This window comes from Mucilaginibacter sp. (genome assembly GCF_039925265.1).
GTDB lineage: Bacteria > Bacteroidota > Bacteroidia > Sphingobacteriales > Sphingobacteriaceae > Mucilaginibacter.
This window is the reverse complement of sequence record NZ_JBDSZG010000065.1, coordinates 44,531-67,685: the sequence shown is the minus strand read 5'-3', so window position 1 is coordinate 67,685 and position 23,155 is coordinate 44,531. Positions and strand designations below refer to the sequence as shown.

The 23,155-nt window shown below is 43.5% G+C and carries 19 protein-coding genes; 5 read left to right on the top strand and 14 right to left on the bottom strand.

Translation table 11 applies throughout. From position 1 onward, the window contains the following. The first annotated feature begins 74 nt into the window (after positions 1-74). From gmd to ABIX36_RS26850, 4 genes are all read left to right on the top strand, one after another. Positions 75-1,193, top strand: a complete 1,119-nt coding sequence (gmd, locus tag ABIX36_RS26865) for a GDP-mannose 4,6-dehydratase (protein WP_348085255.1) — start codon at positions 75-77, stop codon at positions 1,191-1,193. An 8-nt stretch (positions 1,194-1,201) separates the two neighbouring features. Then, the gene (locus ABIX36_RS26860) at positions 1,202-2,131 is read left to right on the top strand and encodes a GDP-L-fucose synthase (protein WP_348085254.1); all 930 of its coding nucleotides are present in this window, start codon (positions 1,202-1,204) and stop codon (positions 2,129-2,131) included. 193 nt (positions 2,132-2,324) lie between these two features. Next, positions 2,325-3,737: an undecaprenyl-phosphate glucose phosphotransferase gene (locus ABIX36_RS26855; RefSeq protein WP_348085253.1), complete on the top strand. Its 1,413-nt coding sequence runs from the start codon at positions 2,325-2,327 to the stop codon at positions 3,735-3,737. Positions 3,738-4,164: 427 nt separating this feature from the next. After that, on the top strand, positions 4,165-5,568 hold the full coding sequence (locus ABIX36_RS26850; RefSeq protein ID WP_348085252.1) for an undecaprenyl-phosphate glucose phosphotransferase: 1,404 nt from the start codon (positions 4,165-4,167) through the stop codon (positions 5,566-5,568). A 10-nt stretch (positions 5,569-5,578) separates the two neighbouring features. Here ABIX36_RS26850 and ABIX36_RS26845 read toward each other — a convergent pair whose 3' ends face one another. The 4 genes from ABIX36_RS26845 to ABIX36_RS26830 form a co-directional block, all read right to left on the bottom strand. Further along, entirely contained in the window at positions 5,579-6,769 is a 1,191-nt protein-coding gene (locus ABIX36_RS26845; RefSeq protein WP_348085251.1) for a glycosyltransferase family 4 protein, read from the bottom strand. Then, positions 6,766-7,674 carry a glycosyltransferase family 2 protein gene (locus tag ABIX36_RS26840; protein ID WP_348085250.1) on the bottom strand — a complete coding sequence of 303 codons (909 nt, stop codon included), beginning with the start codon at positions 7,672-7,674 and terminating at the stop codon, positions 6,766-6,768. The genes ABIX36_RS26845 and ABIX36_RS26840 overlap by 4 nt, the downstream gene beginning before the upstream one ends. Beyond that, the gene (locus tag ABIX36_RS26835) at positions 7,628-8,911 is read right to left on the bottom strand and encodes a hypothetical protein (RefSeq protein WP_348085249.1); all 1,284 of its coding nucleotides are present in this window, start codon (positions 8,909-8,911) and stop codon (positions 7,628-7,630) included. Before ABIX36_RS26835 ends, ABIX36_RS26840 begins: the two co-directional genes overlap by 47 nt. Positions 8,912-8,972: 61 nt before the next feature. After that, entirely contained in the window at positions 8,973-9,644 is a 672-nt protein-coding gene (locus ABIX36_RS26830; RefSeq protein ID WP_348085248.1) for a CatB-related O-acetyltransferase, read from the bottom strand. Between the two features lie 197 nt (positions 9,645-9,841). Here ABIX36_RS26830 and ABIX36_RS26825 point away from each other — a divergent pair, with 197 nt between their 5' ends. Then, positions 9,842-10,939, top strand: coding sequence for an endonuclease/exonuclease/phosphatase family protein (locus tag ABIX36_RS26825; protein WP_128535987.1), 1,098 nt, complete (start codon positions 9,842-9,844; stop codon positions 10,937-10,939). A gap of 49 nt (positions 10,940-10,988) precedes the next feature. On the opposite strand, the gene ABIX36_RS26820 is transcribed toward ABIX36_RS26825, so the two are convergent. The 10 genes from ABIX36_RS26820 to ABIX36_RS26775 all read right to left on the bottom strand — a co-directional run bounded on the left by ABIX36_RS26820 (position 10,989) and on the right by ABIX36_RS26775 (position 22,841). Continuing rightward, the gene (locus tag ABIX36_RS26820) at positions 10,989-12,245 is read right to left on the bottom strand and encodes a WcaI family glycosyltransferase (protein WP_128535986.1); all 1,257 of its coding nucleotides are present in this window, start codon (positions 12,243-12,245) and stop codon (positions 10,989-10,991) included. A 205-nt stretch (positions 12,246-12,450) separates the two neighbouring features. Then, complete coding sequence (locus ABIX36_RS26815) at positions 12,451-13,263, bottom strand: glycosyltransferase family 2 protein (protein ID WP_348085247.1); 813 nt, start codon at positions 13,261-13,263, stop codon at positions 12,451-12,453. A 20-nt stretch (positions 13,264-13,283) separates the two neighbouring features. Beyond that, positions 13,284-13,829, bottom strand: coding sequence for a putative colanic acid biosynthesis acetyltransferase (locus ABIX36_RS26810; protein WP_348085246.1), 546 nt, complete (start codon positions 13,827-13,829; stop codon positions 13,284-13,286). 421 nt (positions 13,830-14,250) lie between these two features. Then, complete coding sequence (locus ABIX36_RS26805; RefSeq protein WP_348085245.1) at positions 14,251-15,468, bottom strand: glycosyltransferase; 1,218 nt, start codon at positions 15,466-15,468, stop codon at positions 14,251-14,253. A gap of 3 nt (positions 15,469-15,471) precedes the next feature. Beyond that, positions 15,472-16,578 carry a glycosyltransferase family 9 protein gene (locus ABIX36_RS26800; RefSeq protein WP_348085244.1) on the bottom strand — a complete coding sequence of 369 codons (1,107 nt, stop codon included), beginning with the start codon at positions 16,576-16,578 and terminating at the stop codon, positions 15,472-15,474. Between the two features lie 9 nt (positions 16,579-16,587). Next, positions 16,588-17,973, bottom strand: a complete 1,386-nt coding sequence (locus ABIX36_RS26795) for a hypothetical protein (RefSeq protein ID WP_348085243.1) — start codon at positions 17,971-17,973, stop codon at positions 16,588-16,590. Between the two features lie 30 nt (positions 17,974-18,003). Continuing rightward, complete coding sequence (locus tag ABIX36_RS26790; protein WP_348085242.1) at positions 18,004-19,245, bottom strand: glycosyltransferase family 4 protein; 1,242 nt, start codon at positions 19,243-19,245, stop codon at positions 18,004-18,006. Between the two features lie 155 nt (positions 19,246-19,400). Beyond that, positions 19,401-20,489 carry an acyltransferase gene (locus ABIX36_RS26785; protein WP_348085241.1) on the bottom strand — a complete coding sequence of 363 codons (1,089 nt, stop codon included), beginning with the start codon at positions 20,487-20,489 and terminating at the stop codon, positions 19,401-19,403. A 53-nt stretch (positions 20,490-20,542) separates the two neighbouring features. Beyond that, positions 20,543-21,706, bottom strand: coding sequence for a hypothetical protein (locus ABIX36_RS26780; protein ID WP_348085240.1), 1,164 nt, complete (start codon positions 21,704-21,706; stop codon positions 20,543-20,545). Between the two features lie 7 nt (positions 21,707-21,713). Further along, positions 21,714-22,841: a hypothetical protein gene (locus ABIX36_RS26775; protein WP_348085239.1), complete on the bottom strand. Its 1,128-nt coding sequence runs from the start codon at positions 22,839-22,841 to the stop codon at positions 21,714-21,716. Positions 22,842-23,155 lie beyond the last annotated feature (314 nt).

The following is a 23,155-nucleotide window of genomic DNA, read 5'->3' as shown; positions in this document are numbered from 1 at the left end:
TCGAATTTCACTACCAATTGGCTTAAATTTTAGTATATTTGAATTATTTGATTAATTACACTACTAAAATTTGTATGAATAAAAAAATTGCTTTAGTAACTGGTATCACTGGACAGGATGGAGCTTATTTAGCCGACTTGTTATTATCTAAAGGCTATGAAGTTCACGGCATAAAACGTCGTAGCTCATTATTTAATACCGATCGTATCGATCATATATACCATGATCCACATGATGAAGATCAACGCTTTGTACTTCATTACGGTGATTTGTCCGACTCAACTAACCTGATACGTATTATACAACAGGTACAACCAGACGAAATTTATAATCTTGGGGCTATGTCTCACGTTAAAGTAAGTTTTGATACACCAGAATACACTGCTAACGCAGATGGTATAGGCACACTCAGGATACTTGAGGCAGTTAGGTTACTAAACCTTACTAAAAAAACAAAAATATACCAGGCATCTACATCAGAACTATATGGTTTGGTGCAAGCGGTTCCACAATCAGAAACTACACCGTTTTATCCACGGTCGCCGTATGCGGTGGCAAAGCTTTACGCTTATTGGATAACCGTAAATTACCGCGAGGCATACAATATGTTTGCCTGCAACGGAATATTGTTTAACCACGAAAGCCCTTTAAGAGGCGAAACCTTTGTTACCCGTAAAATTACCCGGGCCGTAGCTAAAATTGCTATGAAATTGCAAGGGAAATTATTTTTAGGAAACTTAGATGCCCAACGCGATTGGGGCCACGCTAAGGACTATGTGGAAGCAATGTACCTTATTTTACAGCAGGAAGTTGCAGAAGACTTTGTTATAGCAACCGGTGTAACTACAACGGTACGCGAATTTGTTCGCCTGGCGTTTGCTGAAGTTGGCATCGAAGTTGCATTTAAGGGTACTGGCGAAAATGAAAAAGGATTTGTTGTGAAGTGCAACAACCCGGATTTCCAGTTAGAAGCCGGAACCGAAGTTGTATCTGTTGATTCTAAATACTTCAGGCCAACAGAAGTTGAATTACTAATTGGCGACCCTACCAAATCCAACGAAAAATTAGGCTGGAAACCAAAATATGACCTACAGGCTTTGGTTAAGGAAATGGTTGCTGCTGATCTTGAATTATTCCAGCGCGAGAAATTGCTGAAAGACTCTGGCTATAAGATCAAAAATCAATTCGAATAATAGCACGAATGGAAAAAACCGATAAAGTTTATGTTGCGGGCCATCGTGGCATGGTGGGGTCTGCAATTGTAGCCTTCCTTAAAAAAGAAGGATTTAACAACATTGTAACGCGCGTTTCGGCAGATCTGGATCTACGTAACCAACAACAAGTGGCCGATTTTTTCGAATTAGAAAAACCCGACTATGTGTTTTTGGCAGCGGCCAAGGTGGGTGGCATCATGGCAAACAACATTTATCGCGCCGATTTTTTGTATGATAATTTACAAATACAAAATAATGTTATTCATTCGTCTTTTGTAAATAAGGTTAAGAAATTGATGTTTTTGGGCTCGAGTTGTATTTATCCCAAACTTGCACCGCAGCCATTAAAAGAAGAATATTTGTTAACCGGCCTGCTGGAACCAACAAACGAACCTTACGCCATCGCCAAGATAGCAGGCATAAAAATGTGTGACGCTTACGTTGCACAGTACGGATGCAATTTTGTATCTGTTATGCCTACTAACTTATATGGGTATAACGATAATTATCACCCGGAAAACTCTCATGTTCTGCCAGCTTTAATAAGGCGGTTTCACGAAGCCAAGCAGCAACAGGCGGGTTCTGTTACTATTTGGGGTACGGGCACACCAAAGCGTGAGTTTTTGTTTGCCGAAGATTTGGCAGAAGCTTGTTTTTATTTAATGCAAACACACAACCAAAACGGCTTAATTAACATTGGTACCGGCGAAGATATATCGATAAAAGATCTGGCGGTGCTCATTAAAAAAATTGTTGGTTACGAGGGGGAGATCTTATTTGATCATACTAAGCCAGATGGTACGCCCCGAAAATTAATGGACGTAAGCAAGTTACGCGACCTGGGATGGCAGTATAAAACAGATTTAGAAAAAGGCATAACTTTAGCCTATGCCGATTTTTTAAAAATTGCAGTTTAAACGCACACTAAAGGTTATGTACCTAACAATATTGCTAACGAGTAATAATCAGATAACTATTTGATTATTATTCCTTATTATTAATAATTAGCAAAAATGTTCCGAATATGATTAACTTTAATCTGCCCTATTAACATTAGTATAATTTAATAATTTATTTTCTTAACAACAAAATAGACTATTTGCACAGTATATGGAATTAAGATATAAATATCGGTTCAATTTCTTTCGTTTTGTTAACGAGGTACTTCTTCTGACCGTCTGCTTCATTCTTGCATTTTATATCCTCACCAGGGTATATAACCGCAATTTTATCCTTTTGAATGTTTGGATGCTTCCCCTGCTTGTAATAGGATGGTATTTTTCTTCGCGCTCTACAAAAACATCCGACGATCTTAACTCAAAATCGTTAACTGCCAACCTGTATAAAACTGCAAACAGCATATTTATACAAGCTTGTTTGGTTATACTTTTCTTTTTCACTTCCCACCAAACCTATAACAGTAAGAGCTTTTTATTTTTTTATGTATTGTTCCTTAGCATACTCATCCCATTAGAAAAGCTTTTTTATAAGCGCCTGATGGTTTTCCTGCAAAAAAAGGGGATGAACAAAAAACGCATATTGGTTATAGGCGGCGGTAAAACAGGCATGGAGTTTTCTAACATTATTGATGGCAACATGCACCTGGGCTATGAAATTATTGGTTTTTTGGATGACGAGCAAAAGCCTTACCTTAATGGTAAGTACTTAGGCACCGTTGATAAAATTGACGAAATGATGGAAAGCCACTCGGTAGAATTTGACGAGGTGGTAGTTGCCTTACCTAACAGGGCTCACAATAAAATTAAGCATATTGCCAGCGTAGTTGGCCGCAACACGGTAAAGCTGCGTATTATACCGGCTTATCATGAATTGATAAACTCGCAATACAACGTAAGCATCTTTAATGGCTTCCCGATGATAACCTTGAGGCACGAGCCTTTGGATGAGATCCACTTGCGGTCGATAAAGCGGGTTTTCGATATCCTGTTCAGCTCCCTTGTATTGGTTTTGGTATGTTCGTGGCTCTTCCCGCTTATTGCATTAGCTATTAAACTAAGTTCGCCGGGCCCCGTATTTTTTATTCAGGAACGCTGGGGCAAAAAGAACGAAAAAATAAAATGCTTTAAGTTCCGCTCGATGAAGATGATGTCTAAAGACGTTGATGAAAACAGCGGTAAATACCAGCAAGCGAAAAAGAACGACCCGAGGATAACCAGGGTTGGTGCTTTCTTAAGAAAATCAAACCTTGATGAGTTCCCCCAATTCATCAACGTACTAATAGGCAATATGTCGGTAGTGGGCCCCCGCCCTCACCCTACGCCGTTAAACCTCGAATCGAAAGAGGTTATAGATAATTACCTGGTAAGGCACCTGGTTAAACCGGGCATAACCGGCTGGGCACAGGTAAATGGTTTCAGAGGCGAAACCAGCGACCCCTCGCTGATGATGGCCCGTGTTAACTATGACATCTGGTATATCGAAAACTGGAGCCTGCTGCTCGACGTTAAGATCATTTTCCTTACTTTTTGGAAAACCTTGGTTGGCGATAAACATGCTTTTTAAAAGCATGTTTAATGATGCCCGCAAATAATTACCTGCCACTCCCCCCTGTATATAAAGCGCATTAAAGCGCAATAATTTGTATTAGCCTGTGCTTAAACATCGGGCATTTTATAGTAATAATTAAGCTGCGTATAACATTAAAATTAACGCAGAACTTATAAAGTATAGTTTCGTAAAAATGTATAATTTAGGGCTCAAAATAATAAGCAAATGAGCAACTGCTTATGCATGAGTTAACCTACAACGAGAACGAATAAAGTAATGAGGGCATTATACCTATTAAAATGGGATATTGCCGTCAAATTAAATTCCCTCTTGTATTAAACGCATACAAACTTCAGCAAAGTTACTTGCCCATGCAGGGCGCAAACGTTTGATGAAGGGTTGTTAATTAAAATTGCCTGTTATCAGTTAAATATTGTAATAAATGGTTCATCGTTACGCTACATTCTTTAAAACTATCAATCTGGTTACTGATTACATAGTTTTAAACATGGGTATGGTGATAGCTTATTATATTGTAGCCACCGAAAAAGATATCTTATGGCCGCCCAGCCAGCACTACCTTCCCATTGTATTGGTTTTTAACCTTACCTGGCTGTTATCGGCAAATTTAACGCGCTTGTACGATGAGGTTTTAAATAAGGATTCGGTAAACACCTTTAGAAACGTTATAAAAACCTACCTTATTTTTGTAACCCTTATTGCTATAATAGTAGCTGTTGTAGGTATAAAAGCTTATTACATAACGCACACTTACCTCATTTACGCCTCTGCATTAATTGGGATATTACTGTGGCTTTGGAAAATCATATTTTTAGCTATCCGCAAAAGCGACAGGGCGTCCCTCTTCGACTCGAGAAAGGTGATCATTGTTGGCAGTGGCCGCATAAGTAACGATTTGCAGCGCTTTTTTGCCGGCAATCCAGACAGAGGGTATAAGCTTATTGGCTTTTTTGATGACAACCCTGTACAAACCGGCCAAACCGGCAAATACCTCGGCTCTACCGATGAGTGCATTAACTATGTACTCAACAATAAAATAGATGAAATATTTTGTACCCTCCCGGTTGCCGAAACTCAAAAAATAGAAAAACTATTATCGGGCGCCGAAAAGAACCTGATCCGGTTTAAAATAATACCCGAATATTATGATTACGGTATTAAACCCGTTTTAATACAAAGTTTTGGGCATATCCCGGTAATATCGGTACGGGCAGAACCTTTAGAGAACATGCTCAACCGATCTTTAAAGCGCTTGTTCGATATCTGCTTTTCGTTGATCGTTATCATCTTCTTCTTCAGCTGGCTGTTCCCCATCCTGGCCGTATTGATAAAATTAGAATCTAAAGGCCCTGTATTATTTAAGCAGCTGCGCTCCGGGCGCGATAATAACCCGTTTTGGTGTTATAAATTCAGGAGTATGCGCATCAACAACCACAGCGATAGTAGACAGGCCTCCAGGAACGATTCGCGCATAACCCGCTTAGGTGCCATTTTGCGCCGAACAAGTATCGACGAGTTACCGCAGTTTTTTAATGTATTGATAGGCAACATGTCTACCGTTGGCCCACGCCCTCATATGCTGAGCCACACCATACAGTACTCACAATTGATAGACAGGTTTATGGTTAGGCATTTCTTAAAGCCCGGTATCACCGGCTGGGCACAGGTGAATGGTTTACGTGGCGAAACCGTAACCACCGAGGCCATGCTTAAACGTGTAGAGGCTGATGTATGGTACCTGGAGAACTGGTCGTTCCTGTTTGATATGAAGATCATCTTCCTCACCGTGTGGAACAGCCTTAAAGGCGACGAGAACGCGTTTTAACCCCTGCCGGCTATAACAACTTATCCCAACCGGATGTATTGTATCTGCCGTGCCAGTTGCTAATTATAGCGGCACCAACAATCCCCGGGCTTTTATATGGCTTAGCTATAATAACAGCTAACGCCGCTATTAACTGTGCAGCCATTTTTTCGTAGCTCATGCCTCCAATTACAGCCAGTGAGTTTTCACTCATTTTTGCTTTAGTAGCGTCATCTAAGCCGGTATATTTTAGTATGGCTGCGGCAATGTCGTTAGTATCAAATGCGTCAAACCCAAAGCCATTTTGCCCCCCCTGTAAAAGGTCGGTAGCGGCATTTACGGTACGGCTAAGTAACACAGGCAAACCCGCGGCCATAGCCTCGTTAACCACCAGGCCCCAGGTTTCAGAAAAACTGGGCAAAATAAAGGCCTCTGCCTGCGCAAAATACGCGGGCAGAGTATTGTTATCCACAGCGTCTGCAAACTCAACAGTGCTTAATTTAAGCGCCTGCATCTGCTGCTTTAGTTTTGCTCCTTCGGGCCCATCGCCTACTATCAGCAGGCGGTAACCGGTATTTTGCTGTTCCACAATTTTCCATGCGGCCAATAAGCCATCAATATTTTTTATGGATACCAGCCGGGCAACACAAATAATGATTTTACCGGCCGGCGGAGTGCCTGGGCTACGCTTAAACAATTCGTTATTTATACACGCAAATCCGTAAAAGTAATGAAGGCCCTGTTGTTTAAAATTCGCGTAAGCGCTGTCATAACTTTTGGTAGGGAGCCAAAAAGCGTCGGCCTTGCTGGTGATAAGGTTTTTAACCCATTGTACCACAAAATTGCGTTTAACCTGCGCGGGGCGGGCATCATCAAACATGACAAACTTACGCCTGCGTTTTTTTGCCCATGCAATACCCAGCGCCCCTGCATAAAACACAATAGAAGGCGCTATAATAACATCCGGGTTTATTTTATCGAGTGCTAAAAAGATGCTTTTTTTAATCTCTTCTTTGGGCAGTTCATCCGCGCTTTTATCGGGGAATAAACAGCTCCACCAATCGTTGCCGGCGTTTACGGTATCAAATGCATACGGTGATCCTTTGCCAAACAGCTCCACCGCGAAAATGCTTACGCCCTGGGTAGCCATACTTTGATGCAGGTAAACAAGCCTGCCTTTCCAGTACGCCCTAAAGTCGTTATTTAATATTACTACTTTCAATCGGCTGTTTTTTTAAACTTATCCCAAATAACCGGGAACAGTGTTTTCATCCACAATTTAATAAAAGCGCCAACGTAATCGGCCGGGAAGTGCTTTTTAATATAAAACAGGTATTCTTTATACGCCAGTCCTTTTACGCTATAGAGGTAGTTTATTCGCTTTTTAAGGTGTTGCTTGCCCGAGAGCCAGTTAACGCCATGATCGTGCTCGCAATAGCCGTAAAAACCCGGTGCAAGCAATACCTGCAGCCCGGCTTTAAAAGCGGTTAACGTGTAATCATAATCGGCCAGGAAGTGGGTGTAGGCATCGCAAAAAACACCGATCTTTTCTACTACCTCTGCATCAACCAAAAAAACGTTGGCATTACCCAGGTGGCAGGGAATGGGCGTTACTTCGGGCGGCGTAAGCGGGTAATAGGCCGCATGCCTTGTATTATACAAAGCCCGCCCACCGTACGACATTTGTTTGCTCACCGGGCTTAATGTTGAACCTACCAGCACTACGCCCGTAGTACCTAATTCGGTATAAGAGGTGACAAATCGCTTAAGCGAACCATCGAGCAATACCACATCATCATTATAAAGCAAAAAAACATCGTAATGCTTTTGGGCAATTGCATGGCTCCAAACGGTGCGCATACCGCCTGCCCAAAATAAATTACCGCTTCCTCTAACAACCTTCACTGCCGGAAAAGCGGCTGCTACGTCCTCGGCAGTACCATCAGTAGATCCATCATCCAGCAGGTATATATCGGGGTTGAGGCTTCCAAAGCCATCCTGCCCGGTTAAGCTATGAAGAAAGCCCACGGTTTTTTCCCTGCGATTATAACAGGCAATAAGAACCGCGCAGTTACCGTTATTAAGCTCCTTTTGCATATGCATGGGGATCCACTTCCTCCTCCTCATCTTCTTCGCTCTTATACCTGTTAAAGCCCTTTTGCTTAAACCTTATAAACAGGAACATCATGATGATAGGCAAAAACAAGATCGGCTCGCCAAAACTCAGTACCAGTAAAATAACAACGCAATAAACTATATTTTCCCAATTGCGCAGGTATGGCTTGCAAAACCTAATGTACTTATACAGCAGGAAGAGTAAACCCACCACCCCAAATTTTGCAATAAAATCAAACACGCCGTTAGATATATTCACCGTGTACGATTTATTTAGCACCTCGTTATATTTATTGCTAACGCCTAAGATAAGTTTATTGCCAAACGTATCAAGGATATGCCACATGCTCGAGAAACGGTTTAAGGGTATTTCCATACGGTTATGGTGATAGTATTTCTCAAGCACCTTTAAATGCTTAAGGTCGCGCATATCTTCCTGGTAAGTATCAACTATCTTATCTGCCAAAAAGGGGATAAAAATAAATGCTAAAATGATTGCCGGCACCAGTATCAACACGTATAAATTGATTTTTGGCACCTTAAACCTATACGATAAAAATATAAGCACCAGTAACCCAAGGTAATTGGTTGTAGAAAAAGTGGTGATATTGGCTATGATGAGCAATATGGTTACTTTATCGTATTTAAAGCTGTTTAAAAAGAAGTGGAACATTAATGTTAACACCAAAAAACAGCCAAATGCACCAGGCTCCCACACAAAGCCCGAGTTGCTAAAATCGTGAAAGCCCTGCGTATAGGTAAACACCAATGCGTTTGTATATCCCGGGATGGTATTACCGGTTGGGAAATTTAACGTGGTAAACATTTTAAACATGGTAACCGGCGAAAGCAGCTGCAATGCGAAAAACACCAACGATATAATGGTGAGGTGTACCATTACTTTTACAAAGTAAGCCAGCAGCTTATCGCGCAGTATGGTGCATACTATAAAACTTAATAAAATATATTTAAACAGGAAGATGTAGTCGCTGTATAAATAATCCACCTCCAGATCGTTAACCAACAAGAAGCGTAAGCTTACAAACAGCAGGTACACGCCCGAAAATATCGCGATGATATTTACATCCCTGCGGGTAATTAGCTTTTTGGTTATAGCATAGCCCATTAACGATACAATAGCTACGCCCCAGGCTACCATAGTGGATGAAAGTATATTCGCATTTGCCGATAACAGCAAAAACGCCAGCATTATAATATAATTTACATCTATTTTTCTCTTGCGCTTCATTCAGTTAAGGTGTTTGTTGTTTGATATAAAAAGGCTTGTAGTATTGGGTTAAACCTGTTGATCAATCCTGCTCTACGGCAGTTGTAATAAATTGGGTTATATTTTTAAAAAGATGGCTGTTGGCCTTTATTTTTTCGGGGCTCCAGTCCCACCATTTAATACGTAAAAGCGCGGCAATTTCTTCGGCGCCGAACCTGTTTCTTACAAATTTCGCGGGTATACCGGCAACAATTTCATAGGGCTGCACATCCCTGGTAACAATTGCGCCGGCCGCAACAATTGCACCATCGCCAATTTTAACGCCATCCATAATCATTACGTTGTTACCTATCCACACATCGTTGCCTATGGTTACAACGTACTTTCGTTCGGCATCTAAAAACAGATGTTCTTCAAAAATATCTTCTTCTACAAAGGAGAATCCCGCCTGCATCTTTGTCGAAAAAAAAGCCGGGTGGGTAGACACAAAATCTTTTGAAGGATGGCGGCCCAACCCCGTTTGTATGTTACTGCCAATAGAGCAAAATTTGCCAATAAGGGTGCTTTTTATTACAGATGCGCTTGATATATAAGTACCATAGCCTATGTGCGTTGAGCCAATGATGGCATTGGGCCCAACAATGTTATGCCCTTCAAAAAAATTGTGGATGTTAAATTCTACGCCGCCGCCAATTTTAACACTGTTGTTGTAGTTGATCAACCGGTAGTAATTACGCTTAAGCCACTTCCTCATTTTATAAGGGTAAACATAAATAAAAAAGATTTTGTCGCCAATAGTGGTGATAAATATAAATAACAAACACAAAATTTGTAATTTTTTTAATAATAGGCGACTTTCTTTATTGTTTTTAATGCATTTGTTTATTACACCGCTTCTTTTAAATACCGAGAAACAGTATTTTTAGGAAATTTTATAACTTACCCTTTCCGATGAAACCTTCGAAAAACAACAAAAGATTCACCCTTTTTGATAAGATTGTTTTAGGCCTGAATATTTTTGTAGTAGTAGCGCTTTTATTGTCCTATTTGTCACCGGTAACCGATCCACGCGATTACGATTTCATAGCACTATTAGGTTTTGGGTATTTATACTTAGCGTTTGGCAGCCTGCTATTTATATTTTATTGGGCTTTCAGAAAACCTATCTTCATTCTAATCTCCTTACTGTCATTTTTATTAGGGTATAGTAGCATGATGCATTATTTCGGCTTCCGCAGTAACACTGTACAGCCGCAAACTGCGGCACCAGGCACTTTAAGGGTGATGCAATATAATGTACACAAATTTGAAGGCTTAGAAAGATACCTGGACATGCCGATCCAGAATGAAGTTGGTGATATTATAACGAATCACGAACCGGACATTATAACCATGGTAGAATTCGCCAAAGTCCGCAAAAATACCGACACGCTTTTAACCCTTTTAAAAACCAAGTATAACATGAATTACTACTTTCATTCTTTTTTGGGAGGGAAGCTGGATTCGATGGGAAACGCCATTTTTTCTAAATATCCTATCGTAAAAAGCGGTGTGGTAGATACCACCGCATTCCAAAATACAAAAGTAATTTTTGCCGATGTGCTTTATAACAAAAAAACCATCAGAATATACAGCCTGCATTTGGCGGCCGTGACCATGAATGACAAACAAAAGAAAAGATTTCTAAAGGGGAGTTTAAGCTTCGAAAAACTGTTTTTTATAAAAGACAGGGTTTCTTCTGCAAACGTGTTCAGAAGCTTCCAGGTAGACAAGCTAAAGCGCCATATGCATGACTGCCCCTACCCGTATATCGTCACTGGCGATTTTAACGACACACCTAATTCATTTTCGGTAAATGAGCTGGGCGATGGACTAAAAAATGCCTTCTTAGAAAAAGCGAGCGGCTTTCAAACCACATATTACAGCCTCTTCCCGTTGCAAATTGACTATATAATGGTAAGCCCGCAATTCGATGTTCTTAATTACAAAACCATTGATAAAAAGATGTCGGATCATAAGCCTCTTATATGTGATCTAAAACTCAACTAACAAGAGAGAGATAACGATACGCTAAAGAAGTACCAGGGGAGAGATTGGATCAATCTAAGAAATCTTCTACAAACTTATTCATTACCTTATCTACATTGAGGTATTGTACCGCGTATTTGCGGGCATTGTCCCTTTTGTGTTTCAGTTCCTCGTCAAGTTTTATCTGTAGTATTTGGTTGGTCAGTAAGTCCTGGTTGTCTTTATCCTGCGGCTCTACAACATAACCAAAATCATAATCCTGCACCATATCGTGCAAAGATGTACCCTTTGATGCGGTGATAATACTGGCACCGCCTACGGCCAGTATAGTGGTAAGTTTCGATGGCATCACCAGGTCGCCGGCATCGGCTATCTGCAATACAAGGTGTATATCGGCCATGTTTAAAAACTCGTTAAACACTTCTTTTTCCTGCACCTGCAAAAACGAAATATTATTGAGGCCCTTGCGCTTGGCCTGCTCGTGCAGTTGATCTTTATAAGGGCCTGATGAGCAAATGATGAATTTGATATGCTGATGATTGAGCAGTTGTTCTGCCGTAACCAGTATCCGTTCTAAACGTTGCTTTACACCAACCGCGCCGGAGTATAGGTAAACAATATCATCGGGTTTGTAGCCCCATTTTGTTTTTAGCTTTTCGCGGTTAGGCAGCGGGAAGTAGTAATCGGTATCCACCCAGTTAGGGAAAAACGAGATCTCCCTATCAACCTTGGCCTTAATTTTTTTGATCATGCCGTTGGATATGCTGCTTACAAAGTCTGCGTCTTTTAGAATTTTATGTTCTACCTTAAACAGACCGGCTAATACTGTTTTCTTTGAGAAAAGTTTAAGGTCGCGAGCGGCCTCTATTTGCATATCCTGTATATGGTACAGCAACTTGCCCCCGTTAAATTTTTTCAGCATCAAGCCCAAATAGGCTAAATGGAATGGCGGTGCAATAGTTATAATAAGATCGAACTTCTGTTTAAAAAAGATGAGCTTAAAAACCATAAAGAACTTGGTAACCCAATACGAAAAATCCTGCAGGGCGCGCTGCTTGCCGGTAGGGTCGCTCGGGATGTAAGATGGGCAACGGTATATGGTTAAAGTAGCATCGCTTTTGGCGTTATAAACTACTTCCTTTTTATACCAGCGATTAGTGTAGGGCTCCTGCACTTTCCAAAACGGGTAATACGGAAACGTTGTAATTACGGTGCAATCGTACCCACGGTTAACCAGCCAGCCAAGCATTTCGCCGTTATATTTTCCAATACCAATTGGTTCAGGAGAGAAATTATGACTTATTAACAGTATTTTTTTCTTGTCCATTTATAAACTGAGCCTAAGGCCGGTAACACATTCTTTGGTAAAAAATCACCGAATAGATATTTTAAAGATAGTAGAATTTATGAAGCATAAGTTGTTAAACATTCATAAACATCAGCACTTATAAAACATAAAAGTTTTAAACCCTTACAATTACGTACTTACGCCAACAGATTGGTATAAATATATTATTTTTTTGCCAACCGCATTATTTTGGCAATATCTCTTTTGTTTTAAGCACTATAAAATATTCGTATATCGACTGCATTGTAGCGTAGGTAATACCCGCCGAGCCATCCAAAAACGCTCGCCGTACAACAACCATATATAGCCATTTTATAAGTGGCCTGCCGGGCAATTTGTAAAAGAGCCCTTTTTGGTGGTATCTGCGCTGCGTAAAATCGGCACTAAACAACGCCTTTTTTACTGAAAATTTTTCGCCTGCGTTCATTTGTTGCAGGCGCATTGCCGCTTCCATGTCTGCATAGCCTAAGTGCCTGGCAAACCAAAATTTTATCCCCTTGCTAAAAGGGTAATGGTCCAGGTAACCTTCCAGCCTTGCTACTGTGCCATCCGGTATCGATAACGGGTTTACCAACCGTTCGTAACGCATTTTTTCGGGCCGGAACAGCCTCAGGTAAAACGGCGAAACCTGCGCGTGCTTTAACCAGGTTCCGTTCCAGGCAAAATCGCGCCTGCGTATCTCATATGCCGCATTTATATTATTTACATCAAACAGTTGCAACGATTGGTACAAACTATCTGATACACGTTCATCCGCATCTATATACAACACCCAGGGATATTTAAACGTTATATTTTTAAGCCCCCAGTTTTGATGCGCAGCCCAGTTATCAAACTTCCGCTTCGTAACCGTAGCACCGGCAGCTTCAGCTATCTCAACCGTTCTGTCATCACTATACGAATCGTAAACATGTATATCGTTACACCAGGCTACCGATGCAAGGCAGGCCGGCAGGTCTTGTTCTTCGTTTTTAGTGAGTATGAGTACCGATACCATTAATTAAAAACCTAATTCTGCTAATCAACAATTACCCTTGCCTTAAGCGGTTTGCAGGGATGCCCTGAACAAACCATCCACTCGGGCATATCGTTTACAACTACCGCACGGGCGCCAATCACGCAGCCATTTGCAATAGTTACGCCGGGATGCACAAACGCTTCTGCTGCTATCCAAACGTTATTGCCCACATAAATTGGGCGCGCTATTAAGGGCGAACCCGCCCTGGTATAATCGTGTGTACCGGTGCAAAGGTTTACCCCCTGCGAAATAACCGCCCTGCGGCCTATCGTAATTTTCGCCTGCGAATATAAAGTGGCACCGCTGGCTATTCCGCATTCATCATGCAATTCTAAATTCCACGGCGCCCATATCTTAACGCCCGGGTAAACATGTACGCCCCGGCCTACTTTTGCCCCAAAACATCGCAACACAAAAGATCGCCATCCGTGTAAAGGCTTTGGTGATAGCTTGAAGAATATGATGGCCACAAACTGCCATAACACCCTGGCCGCACGATTGCTAACAGAAAAAGATGGCCCTGTGTGTGTGTCCTGATTAACCATGTAACTAATAAGTAAAATAACATAGCATTTAACCGATCTTCAAACAGCACATCTGCGATGCTCCTATTTTTAAAAAACTGCTATCTACTCAATTTTACAGGTACCAATAATTGTTTTTACGCTTTATTAGTATTTTAAACAATAATACTAAACTTATACAATTTTTAACAATATTATTTATTTATAGCAACAGAAAGCTGCAATTTTTAAATTTTTAACACCGTATATCCATTTATATAAATAATAGACACCCGCCGCGGCATAACCCGCACATTGTTTTAAAAGCCACCACCACTTAACTTATCATAAAATCCCGTTAGCCTTAAACGAGTCGTAAAAGTGGCTTTCTTTTTAAAGAGTAAATATAACGGAATGGGGGCCACATTGTTTTTTCAACGAAACCTGCGTCCCGATAAAGCCTTTAACCCTCTGTAAAAATTGCCTTTATAAAATGCTTGGCAACCAGTTCTATATTAAAATGTTCTTTAAAAACTTGCCCGGCATTTTTACCCATAGCATCTTTCTCTGCTTTGGACAGGCTCATCCAGGTGTTTAAAAGCTGCTGTGTGCCGTCGATAGAATCTGGGGCGATGATACCGCCGCCGCCACCTTTTATCTCTTTCCAGATGTTTACCTGGTGCGATACCAGCACTGGTTTTTTGCAGGCAAGTGCCTCTACCACGGCTATTCCAAAATTTTCCTGGTGGCTTGGCAATACAAAGGCATCGCAATTATATAAAGCTCCCCATTTGATGTCGCCGGAGAGCATCCCGGTAAAATAGATATTGTTCTTCAGATCGGGGTAGTGGGCAATTAGCCGCTCCAGCATCTTACCATAAGAGCTCTCTAAACCCGGCCCGGCAACAACTAACTTATAATGCTCGCCATTTTCGGGTATGGTTTTATTCACTATTTCGGCGTATGCTTTTATGAGCAGGTCAACCCCTTTTTTCTTATGGATCCGGCTAAAAAAAAGCAGGAATGGCTTCCCCCTCATTTCGGGGCATTTTTTATAAAACGCCTCATCCATAGCAGCCGTATGCTGCGGCGGGGTAATTATACCGTAGCCTACATTCACTTCCTTTTTGGGATGATACGGAGAGAATGCCTGCCGGGCCAGCTCCAATTCAAGCTCACAGGTAAAAAACAAACCGTCTGCGTCGTTAACTACCCGGCGCTCTACCAGTTTCCAGTAAAGCCAGTTGCGTATTGCCTTAAGCCTACGGTCGCGTGCGCGTTGAAAATAGGGATCGAGCATACCGTGCGGCATCACATAAAGTTTAGGCACGTTTTGGGGCTCCTCCATCTTCTTTGCACTGCGTTCCAGCGTTCGCTTTACGCTCCAGCCTGCAAAACTCGAGTACAGCCACAAGCCATTAATCACTACTACATCAAAACGCCCCATATTGGCAAGTAGCCAGGGCCTCAGCAAAGCCGAATATTGCCATGGACCTTTAGCTGGGCCCAGGGCGTGGATAGTAAAGTCATCCATTCCCAAAAATGCACTGTTAGGGTCGTCAAGGCTTACCACTTCCCTGCTGATGCCGTTGTGCATCAGTTCGGGGTTGGTATTCCTTATTCCCTGGCATGGGCCACCGCTGGCGGGGTCCATACTTGCAATAATGTGCAACAGCTTCATTTATCAGGCGTTAATATTATTTAATTTTTCGGGATCTAATATTTCCATAACCGCACCGATAACCTCATCGGTGGTAACAGATAAAATGCATTTCTTTTGCTGAACTACACAAACATCAAGCTCGCAGCCGGCGCAATCTGTTTTGTGGTAAATTATTTTGTTAAAGTTGCCCCGTGGGTACCACTGCCTGGGAAAATGCCTTGCTGAGAAAACCGCCGCGCATGGCGTACCGCCGGCAGCAGCTAAATGCATTGGTCCGCTATCGTGCCCTATAAAAACCTTCGCCTGCTTTAAAATAACGCCTGATACCCGCGGAGATGTTTGCCCGCATAAATTTAGCCCCACCCCGCCCCAGGTTTCAATACACCTGGTGGCCTGGTCAAACTCATCCGGGCCGCCCACCATTACCAGTTGCCAACCAGGCAGTAAGGGAGATAACCGCTTTAGCAAATTTAGCCAGTTGTGTTCTTCCCAATCGTTTACCTGGCTCTTGGTGCCGGTGCTTGCGGCTATAAATGGCCTGCCTGCAGCAAGTGGCGCAAGCTTTTCCCCTGCCGTTTTAATTTCTTCGTTGCTGAACTTAAGGTCCCAGTAGCTATCATCGTCCAGCGCAATATGGCCCAATACCTGTATGCGGCGGGCAAGCCTTTTGGCTTCCCATTCCAGGTCGCCGGTTGTTTTATCAACTGATAGCTCAAAATCGGCCAATACTGACGGGAACCCGATAGTGTTTTTCACACCCGCAGCTTTAAAGAACAGCCAGTCTCTAAATACAGTTAATTTTGTTTTGAAAAGGGTTTTTAATATCCGCACGCCGGCAAGGTTTACCACAGTATCTATCTTTAAACCCCTTATCTGCTTTACCAGGCCAAGCAACACAGCAGGGTTGCGGGTACCAACGGGGTAAGCAAGCACTCTGTTAAAAAAATAGCCCTCGCCAAGTACGCTTGCAAGCGGGGCGGCCTTATTTGCCACCGGGCTATTGGTAAGCAGCGTAATATCAGCATCCGGGTAGGCCTGCCGTATTTTATGGAAGGCAGGCAATGCCATAACCGTATCGCCGAGGCTCCCAAGGCGGTATATCAATATTCTTTTAGGAGACAAGGCCATGTGTAATAGTTAAACGCCGGCCGTGGGTGGCGCCGGAGATTGTTGCTGTTCCTGACTGGGCAGTCTCATGGCTGCAATAGTTAAGCCCCCCATAACTACCCCAAAACCTAAAGCCGTAGGTTGTGCCCACTGCCCCTGGGCAACCGCCTGGAAACTAACACTCACCATAAGCCAGGGCAACATATTATTTATTTTGAGGCGTTTATAGGCCTGTATCAACATTTTAAAACTCAGATGCACCCTTATCAATATGGCGCCGATACCAAAAATGGCACCCATCTCTCCAATCATCCTCCCCCACTCGCCTTCTGCTATCAAAAACACGTCGGAGCGGCCAATAAGCAACCTTGCACCGGCGTTTGTCCCCATACCAATTCCAAAGCCAAAAAAAGGCAGTTCGGAGTTTACAAAGGGTTCCAGTATACTTGCGCCGATACGGTTTACAATAGTGTTATTAATACTGCCCTCGCTTTCGCTTGCCGTATCAAACCGCGAAGTAAGCACTTCAATGGCGTTCCTAAAAAACGGTAAATTACTAAGCAAGGCAACTATAATAACCAAACCTATCGCCGCTCCCAGCAACCTGCCCAATAGCTTTGGTGTGCGCGAAATTGATGCAAGTGCAAAAACGCCGGTTAGCACTGTTTGGATAAGCAAACCACGACTGATTGAAATTGGGATAGCGGCCATGAGCGCTATGGTAGCGCCTATCAATAAAAGCCGGTTCACCTGCTCTATATTAAGCCAAAAGTAAACTACGAAAACGCCAACCAGCGAAAAAAACTGAGTGTTACCTGTTGTAAACGAGAACGTACCGGGCGGCCTGAAATAACCTAAGGCCCCGCTGAAACCCCCACCCTGCGAATCGGCGCCTATCCCTTTGTTTACAAATGCCGATTGCGGACTGTAAAATTGCATAGCGATAAGAAAAAACATAGGTATCGCCATCCAAAGCACAATTGTGCCGAGCCTGATAACATCTTCCTTATCAAATATCTTCCCGATTAAAAATATAAGCGGGAAGTGAAAAAGCAGAATGCGCACACCATAAACGGCCACAGGCAAGTTGTGATGGCCCACCAGTATAGCCGTAAACAATGCACAACTGCCAATAAACACCATGGCAAAAAAGTGATTGCTTGACGGCAGATAGCCGCTACGCCACGCAGTTACCAGTAACCATATAGCCACAGGATCGCGCACGATCAATAAGGGCGTAGCAAGCGAAGGGAACAACCATTTACGCAGCGCCCCTTCTATAATAAGTAATATAAAATATACCCAAATACCCTTTTTTAACGACGCAACCACCATTGCGTGGTTTATGCGGCCTTCCACATTAAGCGCGGCATTACGGCCTACAACAGCAATATTGTTATCGAGACTTGTACTCATTAATGCAGATGATTAAAACCTTAAACATAATTAATTATTATGAATTATAGCGTTCACTAATTCGCGCCCATAAACTTCCCATGGCCTTTTTTGGGCGGTTGCCATAGCCGCACGGCCGGTAGCTTCTATCAAAGCCGGCTTTACCAGTATATTTTCAATGGCCTCCTGCAGCTTCAACGTAGAACCCGCCTGTATCAGCCAGCCATCCCCGCCATCGGTAATAATATCCGGGCCGGCGGTTCTGTCTGTCGTAATCACCGGTGTACCCTGCGCCATCGCCTCAGTTATTACCAGCCCAAACCCCTCAAACAACGAGGGGAACAGCAATACATCGTGCTGATGCATTAATTTTAAAACCCCATCGTGCGGCAGGCTGGGAATCCAGCGATGCTTTGTTAAAGCTTCGTTCAGCACCGCGCAGTTATCAACCAGTTTACTGCCAACAACGGTAAGCTCCACTTTGTTACCAAATGTTTTTACCGCGGCAAACATATCGGCAATGCCTTTGCGCTGCGATAAACCACCCACAAAAAGGAGCTTCAACGGCCTTGCAGCGGAAACTTTTTCATAACGCCTTTCCACAACAACTGGTGGGAAAGCGTAGGGTACCACGTTTACCGGCGGCAATTCTCCCCGGAAATACTGTAACGTTTTGGCGGTAAAACTACTTGCCACAAAAATGCTGTCGGCCAGTTGTATTTCCTCGTCCTTACGGGCCAGCTTAGCTTCCGAATCGCGCAAGCCGGTTAAGGTGGGCGCCCAATCGGGCCAGCGTTCGCGCTCGGCACCAAGCATTACCCTGGCGGCCCGCCAATAGCCTATCGGCAGATCATATATACATTTTATGCCCTGCTGCTTTGCCTGCCTGAATGATTGCAACGCGCCATCTTCATAAGCATACACCGCATCGGGCTTATTCCCTTTTGCCAGCCTTAAAACACGTTTAGCTACTTCGCTATCCAAGCCGCGGTAAACAGCATCTACGCTGGCCCAGCCGGTCTCGTGTTTTACTGCACTTTTAAATCCCGCCCGTGGCAATATCATCCGCCCCAGCTCTCTTACCGGGAATGCATTGATCTGGTGCCGTGGTACAGGGTAGGTACGTCTTAGCCACTCCTGCCTCAAACTGCCGGGCAGTAGCTTAAGCCATGCCGATGCTGGGTTTGCCGCCACTGTAGTATCAAACTCCGCCAACATGCCTTGTTTTGATAACGCGCTAATAAGTGCCCTTACAAATTCATTCCCTGTTGGATGCGACAGAACTACCTTCATAAATACCTAAACCAAACCCTGCGGGGTAAAATTCCTTTATAAACAATCGTACAAATTAACATAATTGTAAGAATATACAATTATAATCATTGAAATTGTAATTATCAGCCAAAACCAAAGCTTATTATTTGTTTAACCTTAAGATGCAGATATAGTTAACTTTTACCTGTGGATTTGGGGGCTCCAAGCACCTGTTTAAAAAAGCGGGTCCACAACGGGCGCTGCATTTCCAACAAAACCCCCAGTAACGATGCCACAATTAGTACCGAGATCAGCGCCTGCCAAAGCTGCGCCGTATCGTACGCTTTATAGCCAAACAAAGCACGCCATAAAACCAACAATGGAAAATGAAGCACATACAGCGGAAAGGTTAGGTCTGCCGCTTTGCGGAATACATTTGCAAATTTATGCTCGGTGCTCAGGTGATCTCCGGTGGGCAATATCCACAGGGTAGCCGCAACAAACAGGCCCACTATCCAATCGGTAACAAACTGGTTGGCATAATATAGCGGCTTGTACCCTATGCGATAGGGGATGAACGGGATATAAGTTACCGCAAGCCAGGCGACAAAAAGCCCCAGCAACACAAATAACCAGGCGGTAGCCGTTTTTAAGGATGGCCTGGGGAGGATATAGGCCAGGTAACCCGCCAGCCAAACCGGCATCATCACTACAATTTTGGGGCCTGCTATCAGTACGGCCGCAACGGGTAGCAAGAACGACTTCCAGCCGCCCTTCCTGAAAAACCACAACCCAAATATGGCGTAGTACCAAAACTCAAAACTTAACGACCACAGTGAGCCGTTTAATGGCGGCGCGGCCGAAAATAACCACAGTTCGTTCACAAACAAGCCTGATGCGATGTACCGCACCCAATCGTACCCCCTGGAGTGAATTGCAAGCAGTTGCGGATCGGTCTGTTTAACGATGAAGGCTATCACAGCAGTTATGGCAAGCGCCGGTATAACAATAGAACACAGCCTGCTTAAACGTGCCTGGGCGTACATAACAGCCCCGCGGTTTCGGCTGATGGTGGTATGCGCTATTACATAACCGGATAACACGAAGAAGATAATTACCGCAGCATGTGATGGTTCGCCGGGCTCGTACTGCGGGTGGGCAAGTGTAGGGAACCAGCGATCGAAAGCGTGGATGTATAAAACCGTTAAGGCAGCGCCTATACGCAGGGCATCCAAAAAGATACTCGAATTACCAATTATAACGCGTGGTTTTATATTTAACATAGTGTTTATTGCCCGAAAGATATTAAATATGCCCGGAATAATAATGCGGCAACCTAAGCCTTGCCGCTAATTTCCCTGTTGTTTAAAGCCTTGTTCATCACCTGCAGGTTTTTTTCTCCGAAGTAAAGTCTGCGTGCATCCTGCCATTGCTGGTGGTCGGGGGCTAACGCGCTTATCATTTCGAGCGCCTTAAAACCCTCCTGTTTATAGCGCACGCTCCACATACCGCCCAGTTTTGTACTGCCTAAAAACTCAGCCAGTGTGCTATCTGCCGGCCCGTGCCCAAAAATGGGGCGGGCAGCTTGCAGGTAGCTGCTTAGTTTGGTTGGCAGGCTGGTTTTAGAGAAGGTATGTAAAGCCTTATTAAGCGGATACATACAGTAAACAAAATCGCACTTCGCCAGCTCGGGCACTACTTTATCTTCGGGCAGGGTATCATAGAATTTGATATTATCCTGCAGGGCTTGCGGTACATCGCTCAGTTTTAAATGGCATCCCCACATTTGCAGGGTTACTTTTTTATTTTCGTGCTGATAAAATTCCTTTAGCAGGCCTATGAAATTAAAAAGGTCCTTTTTATCGTAAATGGAGCCGATATGCCCAACCAGCACTTCGTTTTTACTATCCGGCTTATCGCCAGCTAATATGGTGCCCTCCGGTAAATAGCGGTGGCATACCTCGCCACGGCGGGCGCTTAGTTTGCGGTAATGATCGCGCATCCCGGCGCTGATGAGATCGAACGAGGAAACAGTTTTTAAGGCCGTAACCGTTAATTTTTGCGCCGCCCCTGCCATAAACCGGTAACGTACCGACCGTGCGCAGAGCGCGCCGGCCCAATCGTCATGCACCGTCATATGTACCGGGCGTTCCGTTTGGTGGGTTGATAGCTCTATGGCTATGCGCAATCCTTCGTTATGCGATACAATCCAGTACCCGTCGCAATCTATAGCCAAAAGTTTTTTAACGATGTTATCGATAAATGCTATTTTACCACCGTTCAACATCTGCCGGGTTTGCATGATATCTTTTAACATAGGCCCGCCCATAAGCGCCGGCCCCAGGTAGCCTTCTTCGTAACCTTCAACAGGGCCGTTACCAATATAGGTCCACAGGATCTCTATATCGGGCAGGTTGGCCACCAGGCTCCTTAATATTGCTCCACCACCACCCACTTTTGGCGAATGCGCGGTAAAAAGGCATATTTTTCTTTTTATCATCCGGTCTCTATTCCGTTTTTAAATTAGTAAGGGCCTGGGCAAATTTAACTGAAACCACGTCAACGTTGCTGCCGTATGGCTGGAACTTGCTGTTGGCTACACATTCTTCCAAATTACCGATGGTATACTCCTCTACGCCAATGGGTATCGCCGGTTTGGAAACACGGGTGGGTGTCCACGCCTTGGATACCGATATTACCGGCAAGCCATGCTCACGCATGGCGGCGTACGAGCCACTTTTTTCTATCACCGCAAGCGCCGTTGCCGAAAGCCCTATCGTAGCATTTGATAATACCTCAGAGATCCGCTGTGCAGATAGTTCACCTAAGCGCTCAACCGTTAAACCTGCTGCCGCCCATACGTCTGCCCAGCGTTGTTGTTCGTTATTGCCCCGGCCTATAATGGTTAAGGTTACGGGCAGCCTAAATTTTTCGGCGTACTGCGCGGCTTCTTTGGCAAACTCGCTTATAGGTGCCCTATCATGTATGGCCCCAAAAACTACAAAGGATAATTTACCTGCCGGACGGTTGCCGTTTATATTTCCAATTACCGGGATGTTACCATATAATGGCAGGTATCCCGCTTTAAAACCCATTTTTGCCAAAAGGGTTTGGTACAAATGCGTTTGTGTATGAATAACCTTAGGCGCTAAATTTTTAACGAGCGACCGGATCAATACGCGTTGGGCCAGCCCCCAAAAATGCAACTTTTTCGATTCCTCGTCGGCCATTCCCACCCAAAGTTCGTGAAACATGATGTGCCAGCTGCGCCCTTTACTTAAGGTTAGCAGCAACTTGCTTAAGCCAGGTTTAAGCCCCTTTGGGTGATAACCAAACGGAACAAACTGCAGGCTAAGCCATTGCGGATCAACTTTATCAACCCATTGTTTTGCTATCGCGAAGCGTTGCTTGAGTTCTATATCGGCCCCCAGGCGAAACACGGGTACATCAATCTCATCGGCCTGCTGGGTGCCCTCAAATGTATTTTTGGCGTGCCTGTCGTTCAATGATAATATTGCACAACTATGCCCCGCTTTTATTAAAGCGGCGCTTAACCGCCGCGTATAATCGCCCACGCCGTCGTGTCCCGGCTCCAACGAACTACATATAAAAACTATCTTTATTTTATCGGGCATAGCTATCCTAAAAAAATGCTTGCTGTGTGCCGTTTAAGCCACAATTTTTTTTATAAAATCTAAAACAATCATTAATTTTAACTGTCTGTTATGTTACAAATAATATTTACCTGTCCGTTAATAAAATATCGGGGCAAATAAATACATTTGTAGCCCAAAACCCTCTCTTAATTTTTTCTGTTGGTTAAGTACCGTTCAGATACTTTAACATACCAATTGTACTATATAGTATTTATATACTACCATGCAAAAACCTTTTTTATATTGCGACTGCTGCAATCAACCTTTTCATTACAAAAAGCCATTGCCGCTAT